Genomic DNA, 26,567 nt, shown 5'->3' with positions numbered 1-26,567 from the left:
GGGTCGGGGGTGTGTTGGGTTGGGCGGTTGTCGGTGGGGCGGGTTAGCGTTCTCAACGCGATGGACGAGTCGATCACGTTTCTGCACAGCTCGGACTGGCAGCTGGGGATGATGCGCCGGTTCCTGGGGCCGGACGGCCAGGCCCGGTGGGGTCAGGCGCGGCTGGATGCTGTCGCACGGATCGGCGAGGTCGCGGAGCGGACCGGGGCGGCGTTCGTCGTCGTCACCGGGGACGTGTTCGAGCACAACCAGGTCGAGCGGCAGACGATCCTGCGCGCTTGTGAAGCGCTCAAGCGGATCCCCGTGCCCGTCGTGCTCCTGCCGGGCAACCACGACGCGCTCGAGCCCGGCTCGCTGTGGACGTCGGGCCAGTGGCAGGCGCACGCGCCGGAGCACGTCACGGTCCTGACCGAAACGACGCCTTTCCGGATCCTGCCCGGGGTCGAGATCGTCGGCGCGCCGTGGCGTTCGCGCCGCCCGCTCTCGGATCCCGCCGCACCCGGGCACGCCGACCTCACGCCCGCGCCCGGGACGATCCGCATCCTGCTCGCGCACGGTCAGCTGACGAGTCTGTCCGGCGGCATGTCCGACGTACCGACCATCGACCAGACGGCGCTCGAGGCCGCGGTCGCGGACGGCCGGCTGCAGTACGTCGGACTCGGCGACCGGCACTCGACGACGAAGGTGACAGAGCGGATCTGGTTCTCCGGGACGCAGGAGGTCACCTCGCCGGAGGAGGACGCTCCGGGCAACGTACTCAAGGTGACCATCGGCCAAGGCACACCTGACATCGAGGTCGAGCCCGTGCGCGTCGGCGCGTGGCACATGGTCGACCACCGGGTCGAGCTGTTCGACGAGGAGTCGATCAAGGCGCTCGAGGACTGGTTCGCGGAGCTTCCCGACAAGGAGCGTACGTACGTGCGGCTGGCCGGCGACGGCTCGTTGCCGCTGCCGTTGCTGAGCCGGCTGGACGCGATGATCGACGCGCAGGGTGAAGTGTTCGCCAGCGTGGAGCGATGGGCCAAGTTCTGGACCGTCCGGCCCGCCCCGGACGCGGCCGACCTCGAGTCGTTGCAGCTGAGCGGTCCGGCCCGCGCCGCGATGGAGGAGCTACGGCAGGCATTGGCCGGCGGCGACGAGGGCGCGGGTGCGGCGTTGTCCCTGATGCACCGATTGGCGCGGGACGCGGGATGAGATTGCACAGCTTGGCGCTACGGGACTTCCGTGGCGTCAAAGACCGCATTGTCCGGTTCCGCGCGCTCGGTACGACCGTGGTGGTCGGCGACAACGAGGTCGGGAAGTCCAGCCTGGTCGAGGCGTTCGGGCTGGTCTTCGAGCTGCCGGACGACTCGAAATCGACGCGGATCCGCGACATCCAGCCGGTCGGCCAGGACGTCGGCCCGGAGGTCACGGCCGAGCTGAGCCTCGGCGGTCGCGAGCTGACGTACTCCAAGCGCTGGCTGAAGAACCGGTCGACCGAGCTGACCATCGTCGAGCCCGACGGCCGGCGGCAGTCCTGGACCGGTCGCGAGGCGCACAACGAGGCCGAGCGGCTGTTCCACGAGAACGTGGACCCGGTGCTGTGGCAGACGCTGATGGTGAGCCAGGGCCAGTCGTTGGTGCTGCCAACGCCGGCCGACGCGGAGCCGTTGATCACCGCGGTGACGGCCGAGTCGGGTACGCCGGTCGACGGCGCCTCGATGCCGTTGGTGACGGCGGTCGAGCACGAGTACCTGCGGTACTGGACGCCGCGCGGCAAGCCGACCGGCGACTACGCGAGGTCCGCGAAGGCGGTATCGGCGGCCGAGCTGGCCGCGGCGCAGGCGTTGCAGGCGATGGAGGAGGTCCAGTCCGACATCCGGCGGGCGGAGCGGCTCAACCTCGACCTCTCCGATGTCGACACCCGGCTGTCCGATCACCTGAAGTCGGTCGAGGAGCTGCGCGAGCGCAAGAAGGCGACCGACGAGATTCTGCTCCGCCGCGACTCGGTCCGCTCGCGGGCGGAGACCGCGCGGGCCCGGCTGGAGAACCACACCCGGACGAGGCTCGACCGCGAGCGGCTGCTGGACGAGGTCGAGCGGTTCACCAAGTTCGAGGCCGAGCTGGCGGCCCGTCGCGCCGACGCGGACCTGGTCGCCAAGACCGCTGCCGAGATGGTGCAGGCGGCGGAGGCGGCGCTGGCCGAGGTCGTCGAGCTCAAGGACCTGCGGCGTACCGATGTGCAGGCGGCCGAGCGGCGGGTCTCCGACCTGATGGACCGCGCCGAGCTGGACCGGTTGCTCGTACAGCAGACCGAGCTGGTCGACGTCCGCGCGCGGATCGCCGCGGCCGGGACGATCCTGGACCGGATCAAGGTCGACGACGCGATCGTCGCGGCGTTGGAGGACGCGCGGGCGGCGGTGGTCGAGGCCCGCGCGGCGCTCGCGGCCGGCGTACCCGAGGTGTCGGTACGGCGTCTTGGCGCCGAGCCCGTGGAGCTGTCGGGGACCGGTCTGGATGGCGAGGTGCCGTCGGAGCTCGGCTTCGACGAGGCGGCCGAGGTGCTCGTGTCGGGCGAGCTGGTGATCGGCGTGCCGGGTCAGCTCGAGGTGACCGTGCGGGCGGGCGGTGAAGCGGCGACGCTGCGCTCGCGGGTCGACGACGCCGTACGGCGCGAGAAGGACCTGCTGAAGAAGGCCGGCGTGAAGGACGTCGCCGCGGCGCGGGAGCTGCTGCGGAAGGCGGACACCGCGACCGCCGAGCTGAACGAGGCCCGCCGGACCGAGAAGTCGCTGACGGCCGGCGGCGATCCGGGGGAGCGGATCGCTGTACTGACGGCCCGGCTCGGTGCTGACGAGGAGACGGACGACGCGGGCGGCAAGCAGGCGGCGGTCGAGGGCGTGCCAGGGCAGATGTCGCTGTTCGAGGAGTTCGCCTCACCGCACGACACGCTGTTCGACGACTTCGAAATGCCGGAGCCGGAGGCGGACGATCTCGCTGGTGCCCAACGAACGTTGGACTCAGCCCGGGAGGCGCTCGCTGAGGCCGAGCGGTTGCTGTCGGACGCGGAGTTCGCGGTCGCGCAGGCCCGGAAGGCTGCTGATGAGGATCGATCCGAAGCGCAGAACGCGCGGGCCCGTTCCGAGCTGGCGGGGGAGCGGTTGGCTGCGGCGGCCGAGGCGCTGGAGACTGCGCGGGCGGTGCTCGATGACGACGGCGTGTCCGCGGCGGAGACCGAGGCGATGGCTGAGGTCGAGACCGTGCTCGATGAGCTGACCGTCGTACAGGGGCAGGCCGACGAGGCTGGAGCCGATCAGGTCGCGGGCGAGCTGACGCATGCGTTGGCGGTGGCGACGCGGCTGCAGGGGGAACGGGACACGCTTCGCGACGCGTTGCGTACGACGGAGGGCCGGCTGGAGCAGTCCGGGCGGGACGGGCTCGCGACGCGACGCGATCTGGCCGACCTGGAGCTCGCCGCAGTACGCGCCGAGCATGACAGCCTGGCGCGGCGGGCTGAGGCGGCGCGGCGCGTGTACGAGACCCTGAGCCGGCATCGCGCCGAGGCGCAGACGAAGTACTCCGAGCCGCTGCAGACCCGGATCGAGTCGCTGGGACGCAGCGTGTACGGGCCGTCCTTCCGGGTCTGGCTCGACGACGATCTCGCGGTCGCGGAGCGGGAGCTGGACGGCGTACGACTGCGCGTCGACGCGTTGTCCACCGGCGCTCAGGAACAGCTGGCGATCATCACGCGGCTGGCGATCAGCCACCTGGTCAGCACCGGCGAAGGCAGCGTCCCGGTCATCTTCGACGATGCCCTCGGCTGGTCCGACAAGGCCCGCCTCCGCGACATGGGCGCCCTGCTGGGCCGAGCCGGCGACCACGGCCAGATCATCATCCTCACCTGCATGCCCGACCGCTACGAATACGTCCCCAAAGCAACCTTCATCAAACTGGACGCCTGAGCCTCACGGTTTGCGCGCGAGGACCGCACCGTTCGCGCCGGGAGCCTCGAACGCGACGGTGTGGACGTCCACGAACCCGGTGGCGTGCAACCACTGCTCGTACTCCGCCGCGGTGTAGTTGCGCCCGACCGTCTCCACCAGCATGTTCAAGCTCATCAAGGCGGCGGCGGGTGGTCCCGTCTTCTCGTCGTTGACCAGCAACTCGCTGATCACGATCCGGCCGCCGGGAGGCAAGGCCGCGAAGCACTTGCGCAGGATCGCCAGATCCTGCTCCGGTGTCCAGTCGTGCAAGATCATCGACAGCAGGACGACGTCGTGGCCCGCCGGTAGTTCGGGGTCGGTCAGGAAGTCGCCCGGGATGACCGCGATGCGGTCCTCGTAGCCTGCTGCGGCGAGCTTCTTCGAGGCGATCTCGCAGACCGGCGGTAGATCGAACACCGTTGCCCGCAGGTTCGAGTAGCGTCGGCACAGCTCGATGTCGTAGGCACCGGAGCCCCCGCCGATGTCGAGCAGCGCAGTGCAGGCGGACAGGTCGACGTGTGCGCCGAGGTCGCGGGCGGTCAGCGTCGACAGCGAGTGCATCGCCTCCCAGAACAGGGCCAGTAGTTCAGGGTCCTCGCTCGCGAACAAGTGCGCCTGCTCGTCCGGATTCCAGCTCGTCGGCCGGTTGGTTCGCACCGCCTCGGTCAGCCGGCCCCAGGCCGGGTAGAGCCTGCGGTCGAGCATCTGCACCCAGCCGCCGAAGTGGTGAGCCTTGCCGGGGACGAGGAACTCCTCGGCCAGCGCGCTGTTGATGTAGCGCCCGTCCTTGCGCTCGAGCAACCCGATGGACGCGCAGGCGGTGACCAGCAGCTCGGCGGGCCGCCGGGCGACGCCCAGCAGTTCGGCAAGTTCGTCGACGGTGTGACCGTCGGTGTTGGACAGCCGGGCGAAGAGGTCCAGCTCGTAGGCAGTCGCGAGCGCTTTGAACGACCAGAAGCCGATGGAGAGCTGCATCAGCGGCAGCGGCGAGAGCTGATCACGGGTGTTCGGCATGAGTTCTCCTGCCACGTCGTACGAAGCTCGGACTCCCTTCACCCTCTGGCGAGCGGCCCTGTCGATCAACGTGAACCTGTGCAACGCTCGTGAAGTGTGACTTAACGAAGGGGGATCGGCAAATGCTGGAGCGCTACGAACTGGAGACGTTCCTGACGCTCGCCGAGGAGCTGCACTTCGGTCGAACCGCAGAACGGACGCATGTTTCCACGGCCCGCGTCAGCCAGACGATCAAGAAGCTGGAGCGTCGTGTCGGTGCGCCGTTGTTCAATCGCACCAGTCGCCACGTGGAGCTGACTCCGATCGGACAGAGGCTGTACGACGACCTGCGGCCCGCGTGGCAGCTGATCGTGGCGGGGCTCGAGCAGGCGGTCAGGTCGGGTCGCGGCATCACCGGCACCCTGCAGGTCGGCTTCGTCAGTGCGGCCGGGGGACAACTGCTCCTGGACGGCGCCGAGCTGCTGCAGGCCCGCCGGCCCGGCTGCGAAGTCACGGTTCGTGAGGTGCAGCTCGTGGACGCTGTGCCGTGGCTGCTCGGCGGTGAGGTGGAGGTGCTGCTGACCTGCTTCCCCAGCGACCGCGACGAACTCATCACCGGACCCGCGCTGGTGACCGAGGCGCGCATGCTCGCAGTGCCGTCCGGACACCCTTTCGCGGACAGGCAGTCCGTCTCGGTCGAGGATCTCGCCGGGCTCACCCTGCTGCGGACGCCCGATGACCTGCCCGGCTTTGAGCGGCCGCGACAGATGCCGACCGAACGGCCGGTCGATCCCGGTTCGGTGGCCGCGTCCTTCCAGGAGGTACTGACCCTCGTCGGCGCCGGCCGCGGAGTCTTCCCGATCAGCGCCCACATCCGGCGCTACTACATGCGCCCCGATGTCGCCTACGTCCCCTTCCGCGATGCACCGCCGGTGCACTGGCGCCTGATGTGGCGTGCGGACGGTGCGACTGCCCGCGTCCTCGCCTTCGCCGCGGCAGTGCACGACCTCGTCAACGTTGCCGCGTGAGCGGCAGTCATCAAGCTGGACGTGTGATGCGCTCCGGGGCTGAGTAGACGACGCAGCGGTCGCCTCGGGTGAAGCCGGTCAGGGTGATGTTGGACTGGCGGGCGAGGTCTACGGCGAGGCTCGAGGGGGCGCTGACGGCGACGATCATGCCGATGCCGGCGGCTGCGGCTTTTTGGACGATCTCGTAGCCGGCTCGGCCGCTGACTGCTAGGACGAGACCCTTGCGGCTGTGGTGGTTGAGGACGGTCCAGCCGACGACCTTGTCGACGGCGTTGTGGCGGCCGACGTCTTCCTTGACGACGATCTTGCGGCCGTCGGCGGTGAAGAGGCCCGCCGCGTGCAGGCCGCCGGTGCGATTGAAGGTCGTTTGCGCCTCGCGGAGGAGATCGGGCAGGCGGCGTACGACGTCGACCGGGACCTCCACCGGGTCCACCGGGTCGTACTGGCGGTCGGCGAGCTCGTCGAGGCTCTGCTGGCCGCATACGCCACACGCGGCCGAGGTGACGCCGTACCGCTGGGGTGGTTCGCGGTCAGGGGGACCGTCGAAGGTGACCGTGACGGTGTTGAACTGCTGCTCGCGGGTCAGCGCGACGTCGGTGCAGTAGGCAACGGTCCGGATCGCGTCCGGCCGAACGGCGAACCCCTCACCGAGGCAGAAGCCGGCGGCGAGCTCGAAGTCGGAGCCGGGCGTGCGCATGGTGACGACGAGCGGCTCGGGCGGTCGTCCCGGCCACTCCAGCCGCAGCTCCAGCGGCTCCTCGGTGGTGACGACGTCCTCCCGCCGCGACGTCCGCTCACCGTCGAGCACCTCGACCTTGAATCGCGTCGCCGGCCCTTTGTTCATACTTCAACAGTAGGCGCTCACCAGCCGCGGCGTACGGCGAGCCAGTCGAGGTATGTCCACGCGTAGAACCTTTGGTGCTGTCGCAGAGCCGGCGTACACCCCGGCGGCGGAGGCGCGTCGGTGTTCTTCAGCATGTAGGCCGCGATCACAGCCACGAAGGCGTCGAGGTGCTCAGGCGGTACGTCGGCCGTCAGCGGACTGCGCTTGATCGCGGCGAGCGTGTCGATGCCCTGATGCTGCGCGATCGGCAGCAGCCCGGCCCAATCGACCCACCGCGGTCCGAGCGTCAGCCAGTTCCAGTCCACCGTCCAGCAGGTGCCGCTCTCGTCGATCAGCAGGTTGTCGGGACGCAGATCGGAGTGCATCGCGGTGTCGCCGACCAGCACCTCCGGTCCCGCGGCCGCCAGCTCAGCCAACTCCTGCAGGACCTGCGGCAACCACGGCTGCAACCCCACCGGCATCTGTCGCTCACCCGCCAGAATCTGCGCGGGCACAGCGACGTCGGTCCCGACCAACTCGCCGAAGGACTCAAGCTCCCTCAACGGGCTGGGCCGCAGCGCCTCCGCCATCCCCTCACACGTGGCAGTCACCAGCTCGAAGTCGACCTCCGTCCACGGCGTGCCTGGCATCCGCCCCGAAACCCACTCGGACACGACCGCGAACCAGTCGCTCGTACGCGCGGTGGCGACGATCGCCGGCACCCGCACCGTCGCAGGCAGTCGAGGAACGACCTCCGCCTCGCGCTGGTAAGCCTCGTAGGCGTGGGTAGTGCCGTGAGCGGCCTTGATGAACACCTCACGGCCGTCGGCCAACTGGGCCCGGGCGGCAAAGCCTCCGGTGAACCCCGAGCTGACCGGACGGTCCACCGAGTCGATCTGGGTGCCTAGGGCAACGGCCAGTGCCTCCTGAAGGTCCGCCGGCACCGAGCTCCAGTCCGGACGCAGCGAGGTGGCGGAGTAGTCGACGTCCGGGACACGGCTCATGCCGACCAACGATAGAAGGGACGGAACCTCGGCGCTCGTGGTTTACCGTCGGCGCATGGTGCTGCAGGTGCTCGATCTGGTCGGGATCTTCGTGTTCGGGATCACCGGCGCGCTGGTTGGCGTACGGAAGAAGCTGGACATGTTCGGGATCCAGGTGCTGGCGCTCGTGACCGGGCTCGGCGGCGGGTTCATCCGGGACGTGCTGATCGGCCAGACACCGCCGGCCGCGCTGCGCGACTGGCGTTATCTGGTGGTACCGATCGTCGCCGGGCTGCTGACGTTCTTCTTGCACCCGGGCATCGGCCGGCTCGAACGGCTGGTGAACATCTTCGACGCGGCCGGGCTCGCGCTGTTCTGCGTGACGGGCGCGCTGAAGGCGATCGAGTTCGGCCTGTCCCCGTTCTCGGCCGCGTTGCTCGGCACGCTGTCCGGCATCGGTGGCGGCGTGATCCGCGACGTCCTCAGCGGGCGCGTCCCGGTCGTGCTGCGCTCGGAGATCTACGCCACGCCGGCCCTGCTCGGCGCCGGCATCGTGGTCGTCGCGGCAGCGCTGGAGTACCACGCGCTCTGGGTCCCGATCGCCGCCGCGCTGACCTGCTTCACGATCCGGCTGGTCGCGATCCGCCGCGGCTGGAACGCGCCGCTACCCCGCAACCCGTGACGGCGGCGCCCAGCCGTTGACCACGGCAACCAACTCGACGTATCTGTGCCAGCGCGGATCCGCAGTACGGCGCAGCTCGATCAGCTGCGCGCGCAATTCCGGAGCCACCCGCAGCGGATCGTCCCCGGCGAGAACTCGCCAGCCGGCCGCGAGTCGTCGTACCGAGGCACGGAAGTCTTCTGCTGAGGCCAGTTCGGCCAGCTCGAGCCAGGCCTCGACCTGCCGGGGCTCCGCGTCTGGAGCTAGGACGGGTGTGAGGTTCTGGCGAGCAGCGGCGAGCGCCGGGTCGTTGCCGAGTGTGTCGGTCAGGAAGTCGGCGATCAGCATCCGGCGCGCTTCCTCGAAATGTGCAGTCATGTGGATGAGCTCCTCGGGAGTCGAATGATTGGCCACCGATACGACGGCGTGCTGCGCTTGCAGCGTCCGGATCTGTACGGCGAGTGCGTCGGCATGCGCCGCGAGTACGTCGGCCAGCGTCCGTTCCCGCTCCAGCACAGCCCGCACCGTCTCCAGATCGAGGCCCAGTGCACGCAGCGTGCGGATCAGCTCCACCCGCGCGACCGCGGTCGCGTCGTACCGCCGATGGCCGGCCGTCGTACGACGTGACGTGAGCAGCCCGAGGTCGGAGTAGTGCCGCACGGTCTTCACCGAGACGCCGGCGAGCCGCGCGACCGCACCGATCGAGTGGTCCATGCCCAACACCCTCACATCTCCCCTAGGAGGAGATACAAGCCTAGTTGTGGGCGAAGCGTTCCTTCGGGCGGGCGAAGGCGATGGACACGGCGGCGACGATCGCACACGCGATGCCGACACCGAACGGGACCCAATAGGCGTTCGACGGCCCCCAGACGTCGACAGCGTGCCCGGCGGCCGCGTTGCCTGGTGCAACGCCGAGCAGGATGCCGGTGACGGTCCAGGTGATCGCCTCGGTCAGCCGCTCCGGCGGCACCCACTCCTCGACGCAGGCGGTGACCGCGACCATCGTCGGAGCGATCGTCATACCGCAGCAGAACAGCACCACACCGAGCAGCAGCACGCTGTTGACCCAGGGGAGCGGTGCGAGGGTGACGGCGAGGGCGATCGTGCCGATGAGCAGCCGGCGCTCGACGGCAGCACGCCAGTGGACCGATCCGTACCAGAGCCCGGCCAGCAGGCTGCCGAACGCCCAGATCGCCAGGACGACACCCGCCAGGCCCGCCTGGCCCTTCTCGGTGGTGAACGCGACCGTGACCACCTCTGCGGCACCGAGAGTCGCGCCGAGGCCGAGGCCGATGAGGCTGAGCAGCGTGATCGACAGCCAGGGCATCCGTGCCTGCTCCGATCCGTCCGCCTTGCCGCGGCCGGGTGGGTCGGAGGCGCGCAGTGTGGCCAGCCAGATGCCGCCGGCCAGTCCCAGTACGCCGGCGGCCGTCAGAGCGGCGTACGGACTCCACTGCGTCGCCAGCGCGGTGACCAGGACGGGGCCGACGATGAAGACGACCTCGTCGCCGACCGCCTCCAGCGCGAAGGCGGTCTGCAGCGCACGACCACGCCCTAGTAAGTGGGTCCACCGGGCACGGACGAACGAACCGACCTGCGGACGGGTGCCACCGGCAACGAACGACAGCGCGTACAGGATCCAGGTGGCGGCGTTGGCACGCACCGCGACGAGCAGACCGCCGAGTGCGACCGTGCAGAGGACCGAGCCGATCAGCAACAGCAACCGCTGACCGAAGCGGTCGACCAGCCGGCCCTGTACCGGCCCGGTCAACGCACCCGCGATGACCGCGACCCCGGAGACCGCGCCGGCCAGGCCGTACGAGCCGCTCTCGCGGGCGATCAGGATGACGATGCCGAGGCCGATCATCGAGATCGGCATACGCCCGAGGATCCCGGCGGCGAAGAAAGCGCCGGCACCGGGACGGCGCATGAGGTGTGCGTAAGGCTTGAGCATGAGAGACCGGGAACACCTTAACCTTCAGCCGTCTGAGAAGCTTGGGATATGTCGCCAGCTGCACCCCCGTACGACGCCGTCCTGCTGCTCTCCTTCGGGGGCCCCGAGAAGCCGGAAGACGTGCTGCCCTTCCTCCAGAACGTGACCCGCGGCCGGGGGATCCCGGACGAGCGGCTGAAGGAGGTCGGGGAGCACTACTACGCGTTCGGCGGCAAGAGCCCGATCAACGACCAGAACCGCGAGCTGCTGACGGCGCTGCGGGCGTCGTTCGACGAGATCGGCCTGGACCTGCCGATCTACTGGGGCAACCGCAACTGGGCCCCGTACCTGACCGACACGATGCGCGAGATGGCCGCCGACGGCGTACGCCGTGCGGTGGTGATCGTGACGTCCGCCTACCCGTCGTACTCCGGCTGCCGGCAGTACCGCGAGAACCTCGAGGACGCCGCCCGTGAGGTCCCGGACGCGCCGCAGATCGACAAGCTCCGCCACTACGCGAACCACCCCGGCTTCGTCGGCTCGTTCGTCGGGTCGACCGCCGAGGCGCTGGACCGGCTGCCCGAGGGCAGTGCGATCGCCTACGTGACGCACTCGATCCCCACCGCGATGAACGCGACCAGCGGACCGGACGGCAACGGGTACCTCGACTGGCACCTGGACGTCGCCGCGGAGATCACGGCCGAGCTGGAGCGGCGCACCGGGCGGACCCGGCGTACCGACCTCGTCTACTGCTCGCGGTCCGGGCCGCCACAGGTGCCGTGGCTCGAGCCCGACGTCAACGACCACCTGGAGGCTCTGGCCGCCGAGGGCGTGCCGGGGGTGGCCGTCGTGCCGATCGGGTTCGTGAGTGACCACATGGAGGTCATCTACGACCTCGACACCGAGGCCGCGAAGACGGCCGAGAAGCTCGGACTGCCGATGGCGCGGGCCGCGACCCCGGGGACGGACGAGAAGTTCGTCACGATGCTCCGCGACCTGGTCGTCGAGCGGGCCGCGGCCGAGCGCGGCGAGCAGCCGGCCCGGCCCTGCGTCGGCAAGCTCGGCCCGGCCTGGGACGACTGCCGCCACGACTGCTGCCCGCCGCTTCGCCGACCTACCCCCCAGAAGGAAGCCGTATGACGTCGTCCTCGGAAAGCCCGCAAGACCTCCTCAAGCTCGCGGTGGAGGTGGCGGAGGAGGCGGCCGGGCTGATCGTCGAACGCCGCCGCGGCACGATCACGGTCGCCGACACCAAGAGCACCATCACCGACGTGGTGACCGCCGTCGACCGCGAGTCCGAGGAGCTGATCCGGGCGCGGGTGCTGCAGGCCCGCCCGGACGACTCGTTCCTCGGTGAGGAGGGTGACGACGTGGACGGCACCAGCGGGGTGCGCTGGGTGGTCGATCCGATCGACGGCACCGTCAACTACCTCTACGACCTCCCGACGTACGCCGTCTCGATCGCGGTCGAGTACGCCGGGCAGACGGTCGCCGGCGTGGTCGTCGACGCGCCGAAGGGCGAGGTGTTCACCGCGACCAAGGGCGGCGGCGCGTTCGCGGACGGCAAGCCGATCCAGGTGTCGGGCGCGACCGACCTGAGCCGGGCCCTGGTCGGGACCGGCTTCGGGTACGACCCGGCACGGCGGCAGGTGCAGGCCGAGGTGATCCAGCACCTGATCACCAAGGTCCGCGACATCCGCCGGATCGGGGTCGGCGCGATCGACCTCTGCTACGTCGCCTGCGGCCGGCTCGACGTGGTCTACGAACGCGGCCTGAACCCGTGGGACTACGGCGCCGGCGCGCTGATCGCGGCCGAGGCCGGGGCGGCCGTCGGCGGGCTGAACGGGGCCCCGGTGTCCCCGGAGATGTCGATCGCGGCGAGTCCGGCGCTGTTCTCGCCGTTCCACGACTTGTTGGCCGCTGCGGACCCGTTGCGCGCCTGAACGTCAGGGAGTGCTCGTTTCTGCGCAGTATCGCGCACTAACGAGCATTATGATGTTCGGTCCTGACATTTGTTGCGACACGCGGGTCACAGCATGGACCCAGTCGTGCATCCGGGCGGTTTATAGGGCACAATCCCGTCCTCGGGAGAGGTGATTGCCGATCCCGGCCTGGCTGTCAAGGGTTTCGGGGGACGAAGATTCAGCGCGGTGCGCCGACGCGGAATTTCTCGGCCGCTCTACCCGTTCAAGGGCTCAGCAGGCAACACCACGGGTACGAAGAGGGCAGGGAAACACCATGGCGACTGATTACGACGCCCCGCGCAAGACGGACGAGGACGCTTCCGAAGAGTCGATCGAGGAGCTCAAGACTCGCCGCCACGACAAGAACTCCGGCAAGGTCGACGAGGACGAGGCCGAGGCCGCGGAGAGCTTCGAGCTGCCCGGCGCGGACCTGAGTCACGAGGAGCTCGCGGTCCGGGTCCTTCCGCGTCAGGCCGACGAGTTCACCTGTTCGAGCTGCTTCCTGGTTCACCACCGCAGCCAGCTCGCCGAAACGAAGAACGGGCAGCTGATCTGCCGCGACTGCGCAGCCTGACGCCAGCGCCCTTCTTCGCCGTAACAACCAGCGGGACCGTTTCCAGACGCCTGGAAACGGTCCCGCTGTTGCTAGGTGGAGTATGTGAGGGCTCTCAGTCGTCCTTCTTGACCAGGCCGGTGTCGGTGCCGCGGATGATCCGGGCCTTGGCGTCCTGGACGTAGCCGGGCGGGGCGTGCCCCGTCGACCTCAGGTAGTAAGCGGCCGCCCGCCGCTCCGCGAACAGCTTCGCGGCCGCAGCGGCAGCCGCGCTGGCGGCAGCCCAGGTCATGACCTCGAGGTACTCACCCTGGCCGTCCTTCGGCGGCTTCCCGCCGGATCCCAGCTTCCAGGCCGTGGTGACCGCCTTGCTCGCGGCCAGGCCGACCACGATCGTGAACGCGGCCTGCACCAGCTTCCAGCCGATCTTCGCTCCGACCACTGCACTCTCCCTAACGCGACAGCTGACAGTCAGGATCTTCCCACGCTGTGCCCGCTCAGGGCGGCAGCCAATCGGTCCGGGTGCCGCGTGGCGATCAGCCAGTACGGCGCAGGGTCGCCCGGGTCGGTGATCTGCACCCGTACGGCGCCCGGCAGGTAGCTGCGCAGTACCAGATAGGCCTTCGGGTCGCAGTCGCGCCCGAACGCCCGCCGCGCGTCCTCGCCCGTCAACGCCTCGACCGTGCCCAGGTACGTCCGGTCGATCTCGGCCCGCCCGGCCCGCAGCCGCTGGTCGTCGACCTCGACCCGCGCACCGCCGTACCGGACGAACAACGACACCAGCACCACCGCCGCGAGCCCGCCGACGACCACGCCGGCGATCAGCCCGGCCGGCACCGCGGTGATGACGAACAGCGTGATCACAGCGGCGGCGGCGATGATCCACCACGACACCGGCACGCGTAGACTCTCACGATAGCTACCCACGGACCCAGCCTGGCATGTGCGCGTGCCGGCGTGGTCGATAGGGTCGCCTCTCGTGACCGAGGTACTGATCCAGCGCATCGACCCCGAACTCCCGCTCCCTTCGTACGCGCATCCCGGCGACGCCGGCGCGGACCTGGTGGCGGCCGCCGACCTGACCCTCAAGCCGGGGGAGCGCGGCCTGGTCGGCACCGGCATCGCCATCGCCCTGCAGGACGGGTACGCCGCGTTCGTGCATCCACGCTCCGGGCTGGCCGCGAAGCACGGCGTCTCGATCGTGAACGCGCCCGGCACCGTCGACGCCGGCTACCGCGGCGAGATCAAGGTCTGCCTGATCAACCTCGACCCGCATGCCGAGGTGACGGTGCGCCGCGGCGACCGGATCGCGCAACTCGTCATCCAGCAGGTGGAGAAGGCCCGGTTCGTCGAGGTGACCTCGCTGCCGGGCTCCGCGCGCGGAGACCAGGGGCACGGGTCCACCGGCGGCTTCGGCGATGTGACACGCTGAGCAGGTGCGTCCGTTGACCTGACGGATGCGCGAGACTACGGCGGCCGTACAGAGGTTGTACAAATACCAAGGAAGTAGGCAAGAGAGCTGTGATCTTCCGCCGCAAGGGCAAGAACGACGATCCCGCGACGAACGACGCTGCGACCGAGGAGTCCGGTCCGGCCGACGTTCGTGCGGAGGGTCCGTTCGACTCGACCGAGGTCGACGCCGACGTGCTGGAAGCGGAGGACCGGATCGACCTGGGCGCGCTGGTGGTCAACGGCATGCCCGGGATGGAGCTGGGCCTTCAGGTCGACGAGCAGAGCGGTGTGGTCCAGGCGGTTCTGCTGATGCTCGAGGACTCCGCGCTCGAGCTGCGCGCCTTCGCGGCGCCGCGGTCGAGCGGCATCTGGGACGAGGTCCGGCGGGAGATCGCCGCCGAGGCCAGCCGGATGGGCGGTACGGCGACCGAGAACGACGGCCAGTTCGGCACAGAGCTGGTGCTGGTCGTGCCGGTCGAGGACCCGGAGGGGCAGATCTTCAGCCAGACCTCCCGCGTCATCGGAGTGGACGGTCCGCGCTGGCTGCTCCGCGCCACCGTCCTGGGCCGCGCGGCGGTCGAGCCGGACGCGGCGCTGCCGATGGAGGAGACGATTCGCAACGTCGTCGTGGTCCGCGGTGACGAGCCGATGGCCGTCCGCGAGTCGCTGCCGTTGCGGCTCCCGCCGGGCGCCCAGCCGACGCCGACCGAAGAGGCATAGCGGACTACACTCGACGTCATGGGTAGCAGCAAACCCGCGGGGTTGTGGAAGCGTGCCTTCCGCGGCCTGGCCGGGGACCGCGATCAGCAGGACGCGGAGGTCCTTCAGGACTTCGCGCAGGACTGCGGCGCGCGTTCCATCACCGGCTGTCACGACCGGGAACTCGTCACGCTGTACGGCACGTTGCGCACGATCACGTTCAGCCCGCGCGGCGGCGTACCAGCACTGGAGGGTGAGTTGTACGACGGCACCGGCACGGTCAAGCTGATCTGGCTCGGCCGACGCAAGATCGGCGGCATCCACGCCGGCTCGGAGCTCATCGCCTCCGGCCGGATCGGCGTCGTCGACGGCGACCGGGTGATGTTCAACCCGCGCTACGAGCTGCGACCGACGGCCGCGCATGGCTGAGCCGACGTCACGCCGCGACCAGGTCGAGGACAACCTCGAGGAGAAGCTCGTCGAGATCCTCAAGCCCGAGGTCGAAGCGGCGGCGACCATGCCACCGGCCGACGAGGAGCCCGAAAAGCCCGCGAGGTCGACCGACAAGGACTTCTTCCAGGCGCTCGGTGGTTGGGGCGCGCTGCTCGACATCGGCCTGCCCTGGATCGCGTTCCTGGTCGCGTACGCCGTCACCGACCACAAGCTGCAGCTGTCGCTGATCATCGCGGTCGGCATCGCAGCCGTGATCGCCGTGGTGCGTCTGATCCGCCGCCAGCAACTGCGCAACGTGGTCGGCGGCTTCGTCGGCGTGCTGATCTCGGCCTGGGTCGCGAACCGCACCGGCAACGCCAAGGACTTCTACGTCCCCGGCCTGCTCACCAACCTCGGGTACGGCGCTCTGTACCTCATTACTGTGCTGATCCGCTGGCCGCTGTTCGGCGTCCTGTACGGCGTGATCACCCAGACCGGCACCGCCTGGCGCCGCGATCCCGCGATGCTGAAGGGTTTCTCGCGCGCGACGCTGGTGTTCGTCGGCCTGTTCGCGATCCGCCTGATCGTCCAGGTCCCGCTGTACTTCACCGGCAGCCTGAATGCCCTCGGCATCGCCAAGATCGGTCTGGGCCTGCCGTTCTACGCGCTGGCCATCTGGCTCGCGTACGCCGTACTGCGCGGCTCACTTCCCCCGGAGAAGTGGGACGAGGCCCGCGACCACATCACCCACCTCCTCCGCGGCAACAAGAAGTAAAGGGACACCGCTCCGCGGCGGCTGAACGTAGTCGCCGCGGAGCGGTGTCCTTTGTCTCTGCTGTTACTCCGCCTTGCGGTGGTGGGGGGAGAGCATGTCCTCGAGTTGTTCCTCGGTCTCGTCGGCGGCGACGAAGAGGAGTTCGTCGTTGAGTTCGAGGGTGCCTTCGGGGTCGGGGCGCAGTACCCGGCCCTCGCGGAGGATGACGACCAGCGCGGTGTCCAGCGGCCAGTCGATGTCGCCGACCCGCTGACCGATCATCGGCGAGTCCTCGGGCAGCGTCAGCTCGACCAGGTTCGCGTCGCCCTGGCGGAAGGTGAACAGCCGGACCAGGTCGCCGACCGACACCGCCTCCTCGACCAGCGCGGACATGATCCGCGGCGTCGACACCGAGACGTCCACACCCCAGGCCTCGTTGAACATCCACTCGTTGCGCGGATGGTTGACCCGGGCAACGGTCCGGGGTACGCCGAACTCGGTCTTGGCCAGCAGCGAGACGACCAGGTTGACCTTGTCGTCGCCGGTGCTCGCGATCGCCACCTGGCAACGCTGCAGTGCCGCCTCCTCCAGCGAGGACAGCTCGCACGCGTCGGCCAGCAACCATTCGGCGCGCGGCACCGACTCGGCCTTGATCGCCCGCGGGTCCTTGTCGATCAGCAGCACCTCGTGGCCGTTCTCCAGCAGCTCGCCCGCGATCGAACGTCCGACGTTCCCGGCACCGGCGATGGCTACCCGCATCACAGCTCCTCAGGCTTCTCGCCGAGCTGGGACTCGATCGACGAGGCGTCCCGCTCCGGCATCACGACGTGGACCAGGTCACCCTCCTGGATGACCGTGTCGGCCCGGGGCAGCATTCCCTCGCCGAGCCGGGTCAGGAACGCGACCCGCGCGCCGGTGGCCTTCTCGATGTCGAACGCGAGCCGGCCGATCCACTGGGCGTGGACATGCACCTCGGCCAGCCGGATCGTGCCGGACGGGTCCCGCCACTCCGGCTCGGAGCCTTCGGGCAGCAGCCGGCGCATCATCTGGTCGACCGTCCAGCGGACCGTGCCGACGGTGGGGATGCCGAGCCGCTGGTACACCTCGGCGCGTCCGGGGTCGTAGATCCGCGCGACCACGTTGGAGATGCCGAAGGTCTCGCGGGCGACCCGCGCCGCCAGGATGTTCGAGTTGTCGCCGTTGGAGACCGCCGCGAACGCCTCGGCGTCCTCGGTCCCGGCCTCGATCAGCACCTCCCGGTCGAAGCCCATCCCGACGATGGTCCGGCCGGTGAAGTTGGGACTGAGCCGGCGGAACGCGTCGGCCGACTGGTCGATGATCGCGACCGTGTGGCCGCGCCGCTCCAGACCCCGCGCGAGCATCGACCCGACACGGCCGCAGCCCATGATGACGACGTGCACTGAGTGATCACTCCTTGCCCCATCAGGGGCCGCTGTCTCGGTTCGGCAGGGATAGACGCTACACCGGACCCGAGGTCGGGTCTGGCACTCCCCCGTCTACTGCGCGGCACTCGGCACGGCACCTCGCCGCACGGGTGCAATGGGAACGATGCTCCGCATCGACCCCTTCGCCCCCGCGCGCCGATGCACCGCACCGAGCACCTGCTCGCTACGACGGGGGAGTGCCAGACCCGACCTTGTGCCCTCTAACATCACCGGTGTGACTCCCGCTCTAGGTGACATCGGCAAACGGCTGCTGCTCGGTCGCAAACTGCGCAGCACCCAGTTGGGTGAGACGCTGCTGCCCAAGCGCATCGCCCTCCCGGTGTTCGCCAGCGACGCGCTGTCGTCGGTCGCGTACGCCCCCGACGAGGTCTTCCTGACGCTGTCGATCGCCGGGCTGGCGGCGTACAGCTATTCGTGGAAGATCGGCCTGCTGGTCGCGTTCGTGATGCTCGTCGTGGTCGCGTCGTACCGGCAGAACGTGCACGCGTACCCGTCCGGCGGAGGTGACTACGAGGTCGCGACGGTGAACATCGGCCCGACGGCCGGGCTGACCGTGGCCAGCGCGCTGATGGTCGACTACGTGCTGACCGTCGCGGTGTCGATCTCGTCCGGCGTGCAGAACGCGAAGTCGGCGCTGCCGTTCCTGGAGGGCCACGAGGTACCGCTGGCGGTCGGCCTGGTGCTGCTGCTGACCGCGATGAACCTGCGCGGGGTGCGTGAGTCCGGGGCGGTGTTCGCGGTCCCGACGTACATCTTCATGTTCTCGATCATCGGCATGGCGATCTGGGGCCTGATCCGGCTCGTCTCCGGCAACCTGCCGCTCGCGGAGAGCGCGAACTTCGAAGTACACGCCGAATCCGGCCACGAGGTCTTCACCGGACTGGCCGCGGTCTTCCTGCTGGCTCGGGCGTTCTCGTCCGGGTGTGCGGCGCTGACCGGTGTCGAGGCCATCAGCAACGGCGTGCCGGCGTTCCGCAAGCCGAAGAGCAAGAACGCGGCGACCACGCTGCTGCTGCTCGGCACGATCGCCGTGACGATGCTGATGAGCATCTTGTTCCTGGCCAGCAAGATCAAGCTCCGGTACGCCGAGGATCCCGCCACGCAGCTGTACCGCGACGGCCGGCCGGTGGGGGACAGCTACACCCAGAAGACCGTCATCGGCCAGATCGGCGACTCGGTGTTCTCGAACTTCCAGCCCGCCTTCTACCTGGTCATCGGCGCGACCATGCTGATCCTGGTGCTGGCCGCGAACACCGCGTTCAACGGGTTCCCGGTGCTCGGCTCGATCCTGGCCCGGGACGGGTACCTGCCCCGTCAGCTGCACACCCGCGGCGACCGGCTGGCCTACAGCAACGGCATCGTCCTGCTGGCACTGTGCGCGATGGGCCTGATCATCGCGTTCGACGCCCAGGTCACCAAGCTGATCCAGTTGTACATCGTCGGCGTGTTCGTCAGCTTCACGCTCAGCCAGTTCGGGATGATCCGGCACTGGACGCGGCACCTGAAGACCGAGACGGACGCAGCCAAACGGCGGCAGATGTACCGGTCCCGGGTGATCAACGCGATCGGCCTGACGATGACCGGGGTCGTGCTGATCATCGTCCTGCTGACCAAGTTCACCCATGGCGCGTACATCGCGATCATCGCGATGGGCTTCCTGTTCCTGCTGATGAAGGGCATCCACCGGCACTACGAGACGGTCCGCAAGCAGATGACGGCCGAAGGCGACGAGCCGCTGATGCTGCCGTCGCGGGTGCATTCGATCGTGCTGGTCTCGAAGCTGCACCGGCCGACCCTGCGGGCGCTGGCCTTCGCGAAGGCGGCCCGGCCGTACACGCTCGAGGCCGTCACCGTGGACGTCGACCGGGAGGAGGCGGACGCGCTGCAGGCCGATTGGGAGGCGCGGGGCATCCCGATGCCGCTGAAGCGCCTCGCCTCGCCGTACCGCGAGATCACCCGGCCGATCCTGCAGTATGTCCGGGACATCCGGCGGCAGTCGCCGCGGGATGTCGTGATGGTCTACATCCCGGAGTACGTCGTCGGGCACTGGTGGGAACACATCCTGCACAACCAGAGCGCACTCCGGCTCAAGGGGCGGCTCTTGTTCACACCTGGTGTGATGGTTACGTCCGTTCCTTACCAGTTGCTCTCGTCGCAGGGGGCCGAGGAGCGGCAGGACCGGGTGGAACGGGTCGCCGGCCAGGTACGGCGCGGGGCCCGCAAGGCGTCAGGAGATCGGTGACAGACGAGGGCGACAACAGTCTGGTTGGGGCGGTAGTCGAGCTGGAGGTGGGGCCGGTCGCGCACGGGGGACACTGTGTCGCCCGGCACGAGGGACAGGTGGTGTTCGTCCGGCACGCGTTGCCGGGGGAGTTGGTCCACGCCCGGATCACCGAGCAGACCGCGAAGTACCTGCGCGCGGACGCCGTGTCCGTGCTGACGCCGTCCCCGCAGCGGATCGAGCCGCCCTGCCCGTACGCCGGTCCGGGGCTCTGCGGCGGGTGTGACTTCCAGCACGCGAACATCGTCGAGCAGCGCCGGCTGAAGGCGACCGTGGTGTCGGACACGCTCCGGCGGATCGGCGGGATCGAGCGGACCGTCGTGATGGAGTCGCCGGGCGACGACGGGCTCGGCTGGCGGACGCGGATGCGGTACGCCGTCGTGGACGGCCGGCCCGGCATGTACGCGCACCGCTCGCACGACCTTGTGCCGATCGACCGGTGCCTGATCGCTCATCCGGGGACTCCGGACGTGCTGTCGTCGCGCTGGCCCGGTGTGTCGTCTGTGCAGGCCGTGGTGTCGTCGGAGGGGAAGACCGCCGTACAGACCGACGCCGAGGCAGGGGAGCGGCTGGTCGAGGTGGTGCGGGAGCGGCGGTTCCTGGTGGAGGCAGGTGGGTTCTGGCAGGTCCACCCGGCGGCGCCGGAGACGCTCCTGGACGCCGTACTGAGCGGACTGGAGCCTGCGACGGGGGAGACCGCGCTGGACCTGTACTCCGGTGTGGGGCTGTTCGCGGCGTTCCTAGCCGAGGCCGGTTGTGCCGTGCTGGCCATCGAGGGGGACAAGGAAGCAGTCCGGAACGCCCGGCGGAACCTGCACGACCTGAAGGACGTGACGCTGGAGAACGGCGACGTCGACCGGGTGCTGAACGCAGCGGCCGGGCAGGGTCTGGAGCACGTGGACCTCGTCGTACTCGATCCACCGCGGACGGGCGCCGGCAAGGACGTCGTACGGCGGGTCGCGGCGCTCGGTCCGCGACGGATCGCGTACGTCGCGTGCGACCCGGCGGCGCTGGCGCGGGACCTGAAGACCTTCGGGCGACTCGGATACGGAATCGCGTCGCTCCGGGCCTTCGACCTCTTCGGCATGACCCACCACATCGAGTGCGTAGCCATCCTGGAGCGTGTGGACTCTACTGATGCCGCGACTCCGTCGCGGCGGGTCATGGGGCTGTGACTCCCGGCCTTCCCTCGTCGCTCCGGTCGCTTCGCTCCCTGCGCTCCTCAGTCCAGGCCGGGAGGCCCCCTGACACGGAACTGGTGAGTGGGGGAACCCTCGGGTAGCGTCTGGGGCTGGATTCCAATGCGCTGGAGACCTGATGCCGCTCGTTGACCTGGACGACCCTGAGGAGTTGCGGTCCCGCTGGACCGCACTCGCGGCGGTCGCCCATGCCACGGGCTTCGACCGGCGGTGGTACGCAGACGCTGACGGGTACCACCACCAGGACGAGACCGCGTCGGTGCTGCGGCTGGCCCGGCTCAGTGACGGGCGGGTGGTGCTGTGGGGGTTCCACACGCAGCACAGCGCGACTGCCGGCCACGATCTGCTGGCCGGGTCGCCGGACTGGATCGGGCAGCCCGAGGTGCGGCAGCGGCAGTCGGCGGGCGAGCTCGGGTTCGTGTACGGCGCCTTCAACGGGACATGGGCGCGCGCGTCGTACCCCGGAGACCCGTGGCAGCCGGTCGACGACGGGTTCACGCAGATCGGCGGCTGGATCACCTCCGACGAGGCCACGGCCGACGAGATGATCGAGTGGGTCGCGGAGTGGGCCGACTACCTCGGCGGCCTCGACGAACTGCGTCCGTACGGCGTCGAGCTGATCCGCACCGCCCTCGGCCCGGGGATCACCGCCGAGGCGCTGGAGACGTTCTTCTCGCACTTCCGGATCGACCCGCGCTCACCGCTGCAGCCCGACCTCGCCGCGGGGCTCGTCGCGGCGGAGGACTTCACCCGAAACTTTGCAGTACCGGCAAGTTTCGGCGACGACCCTGACACAGCCGAGGTGTCGGTCGTTGAGGATGTCGTGATTGGAGCACCCGACAGCCGGCCCACGCCCTCTTCTGCGGTCGAGGACGAGGAGTCGTTCGTCGTCCCACCCGGCATCAGCCCCTTCACCGGCCAACCAATCGACTCCCCGCCCCACGACGCCCCGCCGTACGACGACGCCCCCGCCGCTCCTCATGAGCCGGAGCGCGGTGCCGCCGGGCAAGGTGCTGCCGCCGGCGAGGCCCCTGCGCACGACGACTACGGGGTCACAGGCAAAAAGCAGGGCTGGCTACGCCGGCGCAAGCACGACACCGGGTCCGTCCCCGTCACCGAGCCGCAGCCGGAGCAACACCAGGCTCAGTCGGGCCCCGTCCCAGGCACGTACCTGCCCACCGACATCCAGAGCGCTGGCCTCCCCACCCCGACGTACGACCCGGCCCTCCCGTCCGCCGAACCGCCACGCGTAGGCGGCGGCCAGTACGAAGGCGACGACTTCTACAACAGCCTCTTCGCCGACGCCCCCGCCGCCACAGCCCCACTCGCAGACGAGCAGGACTGGGAAACGGCCGAGCAACCCTCCTGGTCCACCCAGGAGCCCACCAGCGAGTACACCCCCTTCACCGACGACACCACCGGCACCCCCGCCTGGACCGGCCCCGCCTGGATCAACGGCCAATGGGTAGAAGACCCCACCACCCACCCGACCCCCGGTCAGCCCACCTCTGGTCAGCCCACGGGTCAGGCGGGCACCGCTCAGCCTGCGGGTCAGGCGGGCACCGCTCAGCGCGGCCCCGGCGAGCCCGCGGGTCAGCCTGCAGTCGGTCACACCGCTGGTCAGCCTGCCGCCGGCCAGCCCGACCCCGACCGCCCTGCCGGTCAACCCACCGCTGACCAACCCACCGGCGGCCAGTCTGCGGCCCATCACCCCGCCGCATCTGCCCATCCAGGTGCAACCCTCGGCCGCCCCACCCAGCCCACCGCCGGACAGCCATCCATCCGTCCAGCAGACGCTGCCCCCGCAAACTCCCCGTTCGCGCCAGACATCGCGCCACCCGACTCGCCGTTCGCGCCATCTCAGGCCACCGACGTCGGCGCGGCAGGCCCGTCGTACGCACCGTCTCCCGAGGACGACGACGCGCCAACCGCAGAGATCGACGCAGTCCTGGATCCGCCCCCCGCAGCAGCCGACGAAGAGGACGAGCCGGCCTCCTTCACCGGCCCCTCCCCATTCGCCCCACAACCCGAGCCGTCGGCGCAACCCAAGGCCGCCTCCCAGGTCGCGAGCCCCCAGCACCCACACACCGATCACCCCCACGGCTCACCACGCGAACACCAGCACCCCACCGCGCAGGAAGTCAGGCAGCACCCGGTAGGCAACCACCCATCACTCCACCCCTCGTCACCTGACACCCCCGCGGCCCACCACCCGGCAAGCGACTACAACCAGCCGCCCAACACCCCACCCCACACCGACCGCCCCGCGCCCTACGAGGAGTCCGTCACCGAGCCGCAGGCGCCGGATGCCGGCCGGTCTGTGTCGTCCGGGGAGTCGGTCACCGAGCCGCAGGCGCCGGATGCCGGCCGGTCTGTGTCGTCCGGGGAGTCGGTCACCGAGCCGCAGGCGCCGTACGCCGGCAGGCCTGTGTCGTCCGAGGAGTCGGTCACCGAGCCGCAGGCGCCGTACGCCGGCAGGCCTGTGTCGTCCGAGGAGTCCGTCACCGAGCCGCAGGCGCCGTACGCGGTCGGGCCTGTGTCGTCCGGGGAGCCCCACGGCGAGCGGCAGGCGCCGTACTCCGACCAGCCTGAACCGCGCGAGGAGTCCCTCGCCGAGCAGCACGCGCCGTACCCCGACCGGCCCGCGCCGTACGGGAAGTCCGGCGCCGAGCGCCAGGCGCCGTACGCCGACTGGCCTGCACCGTCCGGAGAGCAGCATGCGCTGCACCCCGACCGGCCCGGCCCTGGCGACGAGCGGCACGCGTCCTACGCCGACCGGCCTGCGGCGCGCGAGGAGCTCCACGCTGAGCAGTGGGCGGCGTACGGTGACCGATCCGCGCTCCGCGAGGAGTCCGACGGCGAGCGCGGCGCGGCGCATGAGGATTCGCACGGGACGAGCGGGACGTACGACGCGCCTTCTGGTGGCGCGAGGCGGGCCGACCTGCAGGCTGGCTTGGGGGAGTCTGACCTCGGGCAGTCGGGGCGACTGCACGCGAGTGAGCATGACGACTTGTCCGGTGGCTTGGATGCGGATGACCAGACTGCTGAGATCCCTGCGGTGGTCGACGAGGCCCCCGAGCAGGCGCACGAGGTACTGACGGGATCTGGTGAAGGTGCCGAACACGGCTCGGTAGAAGCTGGAGCCGAGTACGGGCGGCCCGCGGCACGGTTCGACGCCCGGGGCGTGGACGAGGATGAGGACGAGATCTATGGCGGACCTGCGCCGGTACGCGACGTCGAGGCGCGGGCCGGTGAGCGTCAAGCTCAAGTAGACCCTCACGCTCAGACCTGGCCTCAGCCCGGGCCCCGACCGGAACCGTGGCCCCAGCCAGAGCCTCACCCGGCCCCCTGGCCCGAGCCCACCCCGCCGAACCCGGAGCCCGCTCCGCGCCCGGGCCCTGGACCCGAGCCTGACCCCGGCCGTGGACCTGAGCCGCGGCCCGGTCCGGAGCCCACGCCGCATCCGGAGCCTTTCCCGGGACCGATCCCCGGCCCCGCGCCGGAGCCTGGCCCGTTCCCAGGTCCAGGGCCCCGCCCCGAGCCCGTCCCGGGTCCGGAGCCGCACCCTGAGCCCGTGCCGGGTCCCGGCCCCCGCCCTGAGCCGTTCCCTGGTCCGGAGCCGACGCCTACGCCGGATCCGTTCCCGGGGCCTGAGCCGTTGCCGGAGCCGTTCCCCGATCCCGAGCCTCAGCCTGCGCCGGAACCGCGGCCTGAGCCGTTCCCGAACCCCGAGCCTGAGCCCGCGCCCGAGCCGCTCCCAGAACCGGAGCCTCAGCCGCAGCCCGAACCTGAGCCGCAGCCCGAATCAGACCCGCAACCCCAACCGGAGCCTCAGCCCGAACCTGAGGCGCAACCCCAACCTGAGCCGCAACCCGACTCAGAGCCGTTCCCGGATCCAGAGAACTATCCGGCGCCGGCGACAACGCGTCAGCCGTGGGCTGCGCAACACTCCGACCCGGAGCCCATGGCGAGGACTGGGGCGTACCCGGACGCCGACTCTCACCAGGCATCCCAGTCTGGCTCGGATGCCTGGGCGGATTCGCCTGCCGAGCAGACGCAGGTGGCTCGGCTCGAGGGTGGCTGGGATATGTACGGCGACCGCTCCGCGCATACGCCGGAGGACACCGCCGCAGGGCCTGAGGGTCGAGCTGACTTCGTTGACCCGGAGGATGACTGGCCTACCGGGGTCGTGCCGGTTGTCGAGGACGACGAGCCGACCGGGGAGATGCAGGCGGTTGGCTTTGCCGACCTGCCTCCGGACTCGGACGAGGCGTACGGCGCCGATGCGGCTGGTCGGCTGGACGAGGCGGACCGGGCGCGCGGTGCTTGGCCGAACGGTCACGATCCGGAGCAGACAAACCCTGGCAGCCGAGGCGAGGCGGCTGCGGCGGGCTGGTCGGGCAGCGCGGACGGCGCGGCACATGCGGCTAGGTCCGACGAGTCCGACGAGGCTGACTATGGCGATTGGGGCGTGGCCGCCGGAGCTGCCGCGGCGTGGTCAGGCGGGCTGAACGGCGCGAATGGCATGCGGCGCGTCAACGGCCTCGATGCCGAGGCACGCGCCGATGCCGAGGCACGCGCCGATGGCGAGGCACGCGCCGATGGCGCGGCCGGTGCGGATGGCGGGGCACGCGCGGATGGTGTGAGCGCTGCGGCACGTGCGGATGGTGGGGCATACGCGGGTGGTGTCGATGCCGCGACACGCGCAGCTGGCGCGGACGGCGTGGCGGCTGTCAACGGCGCGAATGGCGTGGCTCATGGGGAGGCTGCCGCACGGGCTGGGGGCGGGGAGCGGTTCGGTGCCGCGGGGAGTGATGGGGCGGACGCGGCTTCTGTTGTGGCTCGGATGTCTATTCCGGGGCTGGGGTTGGTCGGTGGCGGTGGTCCTCGGGTTGTGCCGGCGGCGGGGTCTATCGAGGAGGCTATGCGGGCTGAGGCGGAGCGGCCTCGGCCTCGGCCGGAGGAGTCGGAGGCGGTATCGGCGTTGCGGGCCTGGTGCCGGGCGCGGACGGCGATCGTGCCGTCGGGGTTCACGATCCAGGTGCAGGTGCTCGACCCGGCCGCCCCGTCGTACCGGTTCGATCTCGAGCCGCCGGACGTCGACGACCCGGAGTACGCCGCGGACAAGCTGAGCGGTCTGCTCGGCGACCTGTGGCTGACCGAGCAGCAGAGCGAGCAGGGCGGCTGGCTGTTCGCGCGGATCGACGCCGCCGGGCGGACGCTGCGGATCGACCGTTGGTACGACCAGGTGCCCGACTGGTGGGACAACCCGATCGAGCCCCGGCTCGACGTCAACGGGCTGGTACGCCGCCTGTACAGCCGCGGCCCCGAATGGCAGCCGTCGTACCTGGAAAAGCTGTACACCAGCGCGAGATAGCGTTGGC

23 protein-coding genes are annotated in these 26,567 nt (G+C 70.1%); 14 read left to right on the top strand and 9 right to left on the bottom strand.

Features of this window, described 5'->3' with window-relative positions:
* The first annotated feature begins 60 nt into the window (after positions 1–60).
* Complete coding sequence (locus ACIA58_RS11630; RefSeq protein WP_396403572.1) at positions 61–1,194, top strand: exonuclease SbcCD subunit D; 1,134 nt, start codon at positions 61–63, stop codon at positions 1,192–1,194.
* On the top strand, positions 1,191–3,941 hold the full coding sequence (locus tag ACIA58_RS11625; protein ID WP_396403571.1) for an AAA family ATPase: 2,751 nt from the start codon (positions 1,191–1,193) through the stop codon (positions 3,939–3,941). The genes ACIA58_RS11630 and ACIA58_RS11625 overlap by 4 nt, the downstream gene beginning before the upstream one ends.
* Before the next feature lie 3 nt (positions 3,942–3,944).
* On the opposite strand, the gene ACIA58_RS11620 is transcribed toward ACIA58_RS11625, so the two are convergent.
* On the bottom strand, positions 3,945–4,976 hold the full coding sequence (locus ACIA58_RS11620; RefSeq protein WP_396403570.1) for a methyltransferase: 1,032 nt from the start codon (positions 4,974–4,976) through the stop codon (positions 3,945–3,947).
* 122 nt (positions 4,977–5,098) lie between these two features.
* Between ACIA58_RS11620 and ACIA58_RS11615 the strand changes: the two genes are divergently transcribed.
* Positions 5,099–5,983 (top strand): LysR family transcriptional regulator, encoded by an 885-nt coding sequence (locus tag ACIA58_RS11615; protein WP_396403569.1) that lies wholly within the window; start codon positions 5,099–5,101, stop codon positions 5,981–5,983.
* Positions 5,984–5,993: 10 nt separating this feature from the next.
* On the opposite strand, the gene fdhD is transcribed toward ACIA58_RS11615, so the two are convergent.
* Positions 5,994–6,827 carry a formate dehydrogenase accessory sulfurtransferase FdhD gene (gene fdhD, locus ACIA58_RS11610; protein WP_396403568.1) on the bottom strand — a complete coding sequence of 278 codons (834 nt, stop codon included), beginning with the start codon at positions 6,825–6,827 and terminating at the stop codon, positions 5,994–5,996.
* A gap of 17 nt (positions 6,828–6,844) precedes the next feature.
* A complete protein-coding gene (locus tag ACIA58_RS11605) occupies positions 6,845–7,810 on the bottom strand; it encodes a phosphotransferase family protein (protein WP_396403567.1) in 966 nt (321 codons plus the stop codon).
* Positions 7,811–7,865: 55 nt separating this feature from the next.
* Between ACIA58_RS11605 and ACIA58_RS11600 the strand changes: the two genes are divergently transcribed.
* Complete coding sequence (locus ACIA58_RS11600; RefSeq protein ID WP_396403566.1) at positions 7,866–8,471, top strand: trimeric intracellular cation channel family protein; 606 nt, start codon at positions 7,866–7,868, stop codon at positions 8,469–8,471.
* Here the strand turns inward: ACIA58_RS11600 and ACIA58_RS11595 are convergent.
* Positions 8,454–9,164, bottom strand: a complete 711-nt coding sequence (locus tag ACIA58_RS11595; RefSeq protein WP_396403565.1) for a MerR family transcriptional regulator — start codon at positions 9,162–9,164, stop codon at positions 8,454–8,456. The genes ACIA58_RS11600 and ACIA58_RS11595 overlap by 18 nt on opposite strands.
* Before the next feature lie 40 nt (positions 9,165–9,204).
* Complete coding sequence (locus ACIA58_RS11590) at positions 9,205–10,380, bottom strand: MFS transporter (RefSeq protein ID WP_396403564.1); 1,176 nt, start codon at positions 10,378–10,380, stop codon at positions 9,205–9,207.
* A gap of 72 nt (positions 10,381–10,452) precedes the next feature.
* Here ACIA58_RS11590 and ACIA58_RS11585 point away from each other — a divergent pair, with 72 nt between their 5' ends.
* The 3 genes from ACIA58_RS11585 to ACIA58_RS11575 all read left to right on the top strand — a co-directional run bounded on the left by ACIA58_RS11585 (position 10,453) and on the right by ACIA58_RS11575 (position 12,921).
* Positions 10,453–11,523: a ferrochelatase gene (locus ACIA58_RS11585; protein WP_396403563.1), complete on the top strand. Its 1,071-nt coding sequence runs from the start codon at positions 10,453–10,455 to the stop codon at positions 11,521–11,523.
* Positions 11,520–12,326: an inositol monophosphatase family protein gene (locus ACIA58_RS11580; RefSeq protein WP_396403562.1), complete on the top strand. Its 807-nt coding sequence runs from the start codon at positions 11,520–11,522 to the stop codon at positions 12,324–12,326. Before ACIA58_RS11585 ends, ACIA58_RS11580 begins: the two co-directional genes overlap by 4 nt.
* Positions 12,327–12,621: 295 nt before the next feature.
* Positions 12,622–12,921, top strand: coding sequence for a DUF4193 domain-containing protein (locus tag ACIA58_RS11575; RefSeq protein WP_130379292.1), 300 nt, complete (start codon positions 12,622–12,624; stop codon positions 12,919–12,921).
* A 94-nt stretch (positions 12,922–13,015) separates the two neighbouring features.
* On the opposite strand, the gene ACIA58_RS11570 is transcribed toward ACIA58_RS11575, so the two are convergent.
* Positions 13,016–13,342 carry a DUF4235 domain-containing protein gene (locus tag ACIA58_RS11570; protein WP_396403561.1) on the bottom strand — a complete coding sequence of 109 codons (327 nt, stop codon included), beginning with the start codon at positions 13,340–13,342 and terminating at the stop codon, positions 13,016–13,018.
* A gap of 29 nt (positions 13,343–13,371) precedes the next feature.
* The gene (locus tag ACIA58_RS11565) at positions 13,372–13,800 is read right to left on the bottom strand and encodes a DUF3093 domain-containing protein (protein ID WP_396403560.1); all 429 of its coding nucleotides are present in this window, start codon (positions 13,798–13,800) and stop codon (positions 13,372–13,374) included.
* Positions 13,801–13,879: 79 nt separating this feature from the next.
* Between ACIA58_RS11565 and dut the strand changes: the two genes are divergently transcribed.
* The 4 genes from dut (at position 13,880) to ACIA58_RS11545 (ending at position 16,258) form a co-directional block, all read left to right on the top strand.
* Positions 13,880–14,332, top strand: coding sequence for a dUTP diphosphatase (gene dut, locus ACIA58_RS11560; protein ID WP_371401799.1), 453 nt, complete (start codon positions 13,880–13,882; stop codon positions 14,330–14,332).
* Between the two features lie 89 nt (positions 14,333–14,421).
* The gene (locus tag ACIA58_RS11555; RefSeq protein ID WP_396403559.1) at positions 14,422–15,072 is read left to right on the top strand and encodes a DUF3710 domain-containing protein; all 651 of its coding nucleotides are present in this window, start codon (positions 14,422–14,424) and stop codon (positions 15,070–15,072) included.
* Positions 15,073–15,090: 18 nt separating this feature from the next.
* Positions 15,091–15,480, top strand: coding sequence for an OB-fold nucleic acid binding domain-containing protein (locus ACIA58_RS11550; RefSeq protein ID WP_134098895.1), 390 nt, complete (start codon positions 15,091–15,093; stop codon positions 15,478–15,480).
* Positions 15,473–16,258: a DUF3159 domain-containing protein gene (locus ACIA58_RS11545; RefSeq protein WP_396403558.1), complete on the top strand. Its 786-nt coding sequence runs from the start codon at positions 15,473–15,475 to the stop codon at positions 16,256–16,258. The genes ACIA58_RS11550 and ACIA58_RS11545 overlap by 8 nt, the downstream gene beginning before the upstream one ends.
* A gap of 63 nt (positions 16,259–16,321) precedes the next feature.
* On the opposite strand, the gene ACIA58_RS11540 is transcribed toward ACIA58_RS11545, so the two are convergent.
* Together ACIA58_RS11540 and ACIA58_RS11535 are read right to left on the bottom strand one after the other, a co-directional pair.
* Positions 16,322–16,996, bottom strand: coding sequence for a potassium channel family protein (locus ACIA58_RS11540; protein ID WP_396403557.1), 675 nt, complete (start codon positions 16,994–16,996; stop codon positions 16,322–16,324).
* On the bottom strand, positions 16,996–17,658 hold the full coding sequence (locus ACIA58_RS11535; RefSeq protein ID WP_396403556.1) for a potassium channel family protein: 663 nt from the start codon (positions 17,656–17,658) through the stop codon (positions 16,996–16,998). Before ACIA58_RS11535 ends, ACIA58_RS11540 begins: the two co-directional genes overlap by 1 nt.
* A gap of 259 nt (positions 17,659–17,917) precedes the next feature.
* On the opposite strand from ACIA58_RS11535, the gene ACIA58_RS11530 reads away from it, so the two are divergent.
* From ACIA58_RS11530 to ACIA58_RS11520, 3 genes are all read left to right on the top strand, one after another.
* On the top strand, positions 17,918–19,945 hold the full coding sequence (locus tag ACIA58_RS11530) for an APC family permease (protein ID WP_396403555.1): 2,028 nt from the start codon (positions 17,918–17,920) through the stop codon (positions 19,943–19,945).
* Complete coding sequence (locus ACIA58_RS11525; protein ID WP_396403554.1) at positions 19,942–21,159, top strand: class I SAM-dependent RNA methyltransferase; 1,218 nt, start codon at positions 19,942–19,944, stop codon at positions 21,157–21,159. The genes ACIA58_RS11530 and ACIA58_RS11525 overlap by 4 nt, the downstream gene beginning before the upstream one ends.
* A 142-nt stretch (positions 21,160–21,301) precedes the next feature.
* Complete coding sequence (locus tag ACIA58_RS11520) at positions 21,302–26,560, top strand: hypothetical protein (protein WP_396403553.1); 5,259 nt, start codon at positions 21,302–21,304, stop codon at positions 26,558–26,560.
* Positions 26,561–26,567: the final 7 nt, after the last annotated feature.

Source organism: Kribbella sp. NPDC051586 (assembly GCF_044453965.1).
Taxonomy (GTDB): Bacteria; Actinomycetota; Actinomycetes; order Propionibacteriales; family Kribbellaceae; genus Kribbella.
Note: the sequence above shows the minus strand (reverse complement) of the source record. Positions and strands in the feature narration are given on the sequence as shown.

Coding starts and splice junctions, on each gene's coding strand:
- ACIA58_RS11630 (WP_396403572.1), top strand. CDS start 61: ATGGACGAGTCGATCACGTTTCTGCACAGCTCGGACTGGCAGCTGGGG.
- ACIA58_RS11625 (WP_396403571.1), top strand. CDS start 1,191: ATGAGATTGCACAGCTTGGCGCTACGGGACTTCCGTGGCGTCAAAGAC.
- ACIA58_RS11620 (WP_396403570.1), bottom strand. CDS start 4,976: ATGCCGAACACCCGTGATCAGCTCTCGCCGCTGCCGCTGATGCAGCTC.
- ACIA58_RS11615 (WP_396403569.1), top strand. CDS start 5,099: ATGCTGGAGCGCTACGAACTGGAGACGTTCCTGACGCTCGCCGAGGAG.
- fdhD (WP_396403568.1), bottom strand. CDS start 6,827: ATGAACAAAGGGCCGGCGACGCGATTCAAGGTCGAGGTGCTCGACGGT.
- ACIA58_RS11605 (WP_396403567.1), bottom strand. CDS start 7,810: ATGAGCCGTGTCCCGGACGTCGACTACTCCGCCACCTCGCTGCGTCCG.
- ACIA58_RS11600 (WP_396403566.1), top strand. CDS start 7,866: ATGGTGCTGCAGGTGCTCGATCTGGTCGGGATCTTCGTGTTCGGGATC.
- ACIA58_RS11595 (WP_396403565.1), bottom strand. CDS start 9,164: ATGGACCACTCGATCGGTGCGGTCGCGCGGCTCGCCGGCGTCTCGGTG.
- ACIA58_RS11590 (WP_396403564.1), bottom strand. CDS start 10,380: ATGCGCCGTCCCGGTGCCGGCGCTTTCTTCGCCGCCGGGATCCTCGGG.
- ACIA58_RS11585 (WP_396403563.1), top strand. CDS start 10,453: ATGTCGCCAGCTGCACCCCCGTACGACGCCGTCCTGCTGCTCTCCTTC.
- ACIA58_RS11580 (WP_396403562.1), top strand. CDS start 11,520: ATGACGTCGTCCTCGGAAAGCCCGCAAGACCTCCTCAAGCTCGCGGTG.
- ACIA58_RS11575 (WP_130379292.1), top strand. CDS start 12,622: ATGGCGACTGATTACGACGCCCCGCGCAAGACGGACGAGGACGCTTCC.
- ACIA58_RS11550 (WP_134098895.1), top strand. CDS start 15,091: ATGGGTAGCAGCAAACCCGCGGGGTTGTGGAAGCGTGCCTTCCGCGGC.
- ACIA58_RS11545 (WP_396403558.1), top strand. CDS start 15,473: ATGGCTGAGCCGACGTCACGCCGCGACCAGGTCGAGGACAACCTCGAG.
- ACIA58_RS11540 (WP_396403557.1), bottom strand. CDS start 16,996: ATGCGGGTAGCCATCGCCGGTGCCGGGAACGTCGGACGTTCGATCGCG.
- ACIA58_RS11520 (WP_396403553.1), top strand. CDS start 21,302: ATGCCGCTCGTTGACCTGGACGACCCTGAGGAGTTGCGGTCCCGCTGG.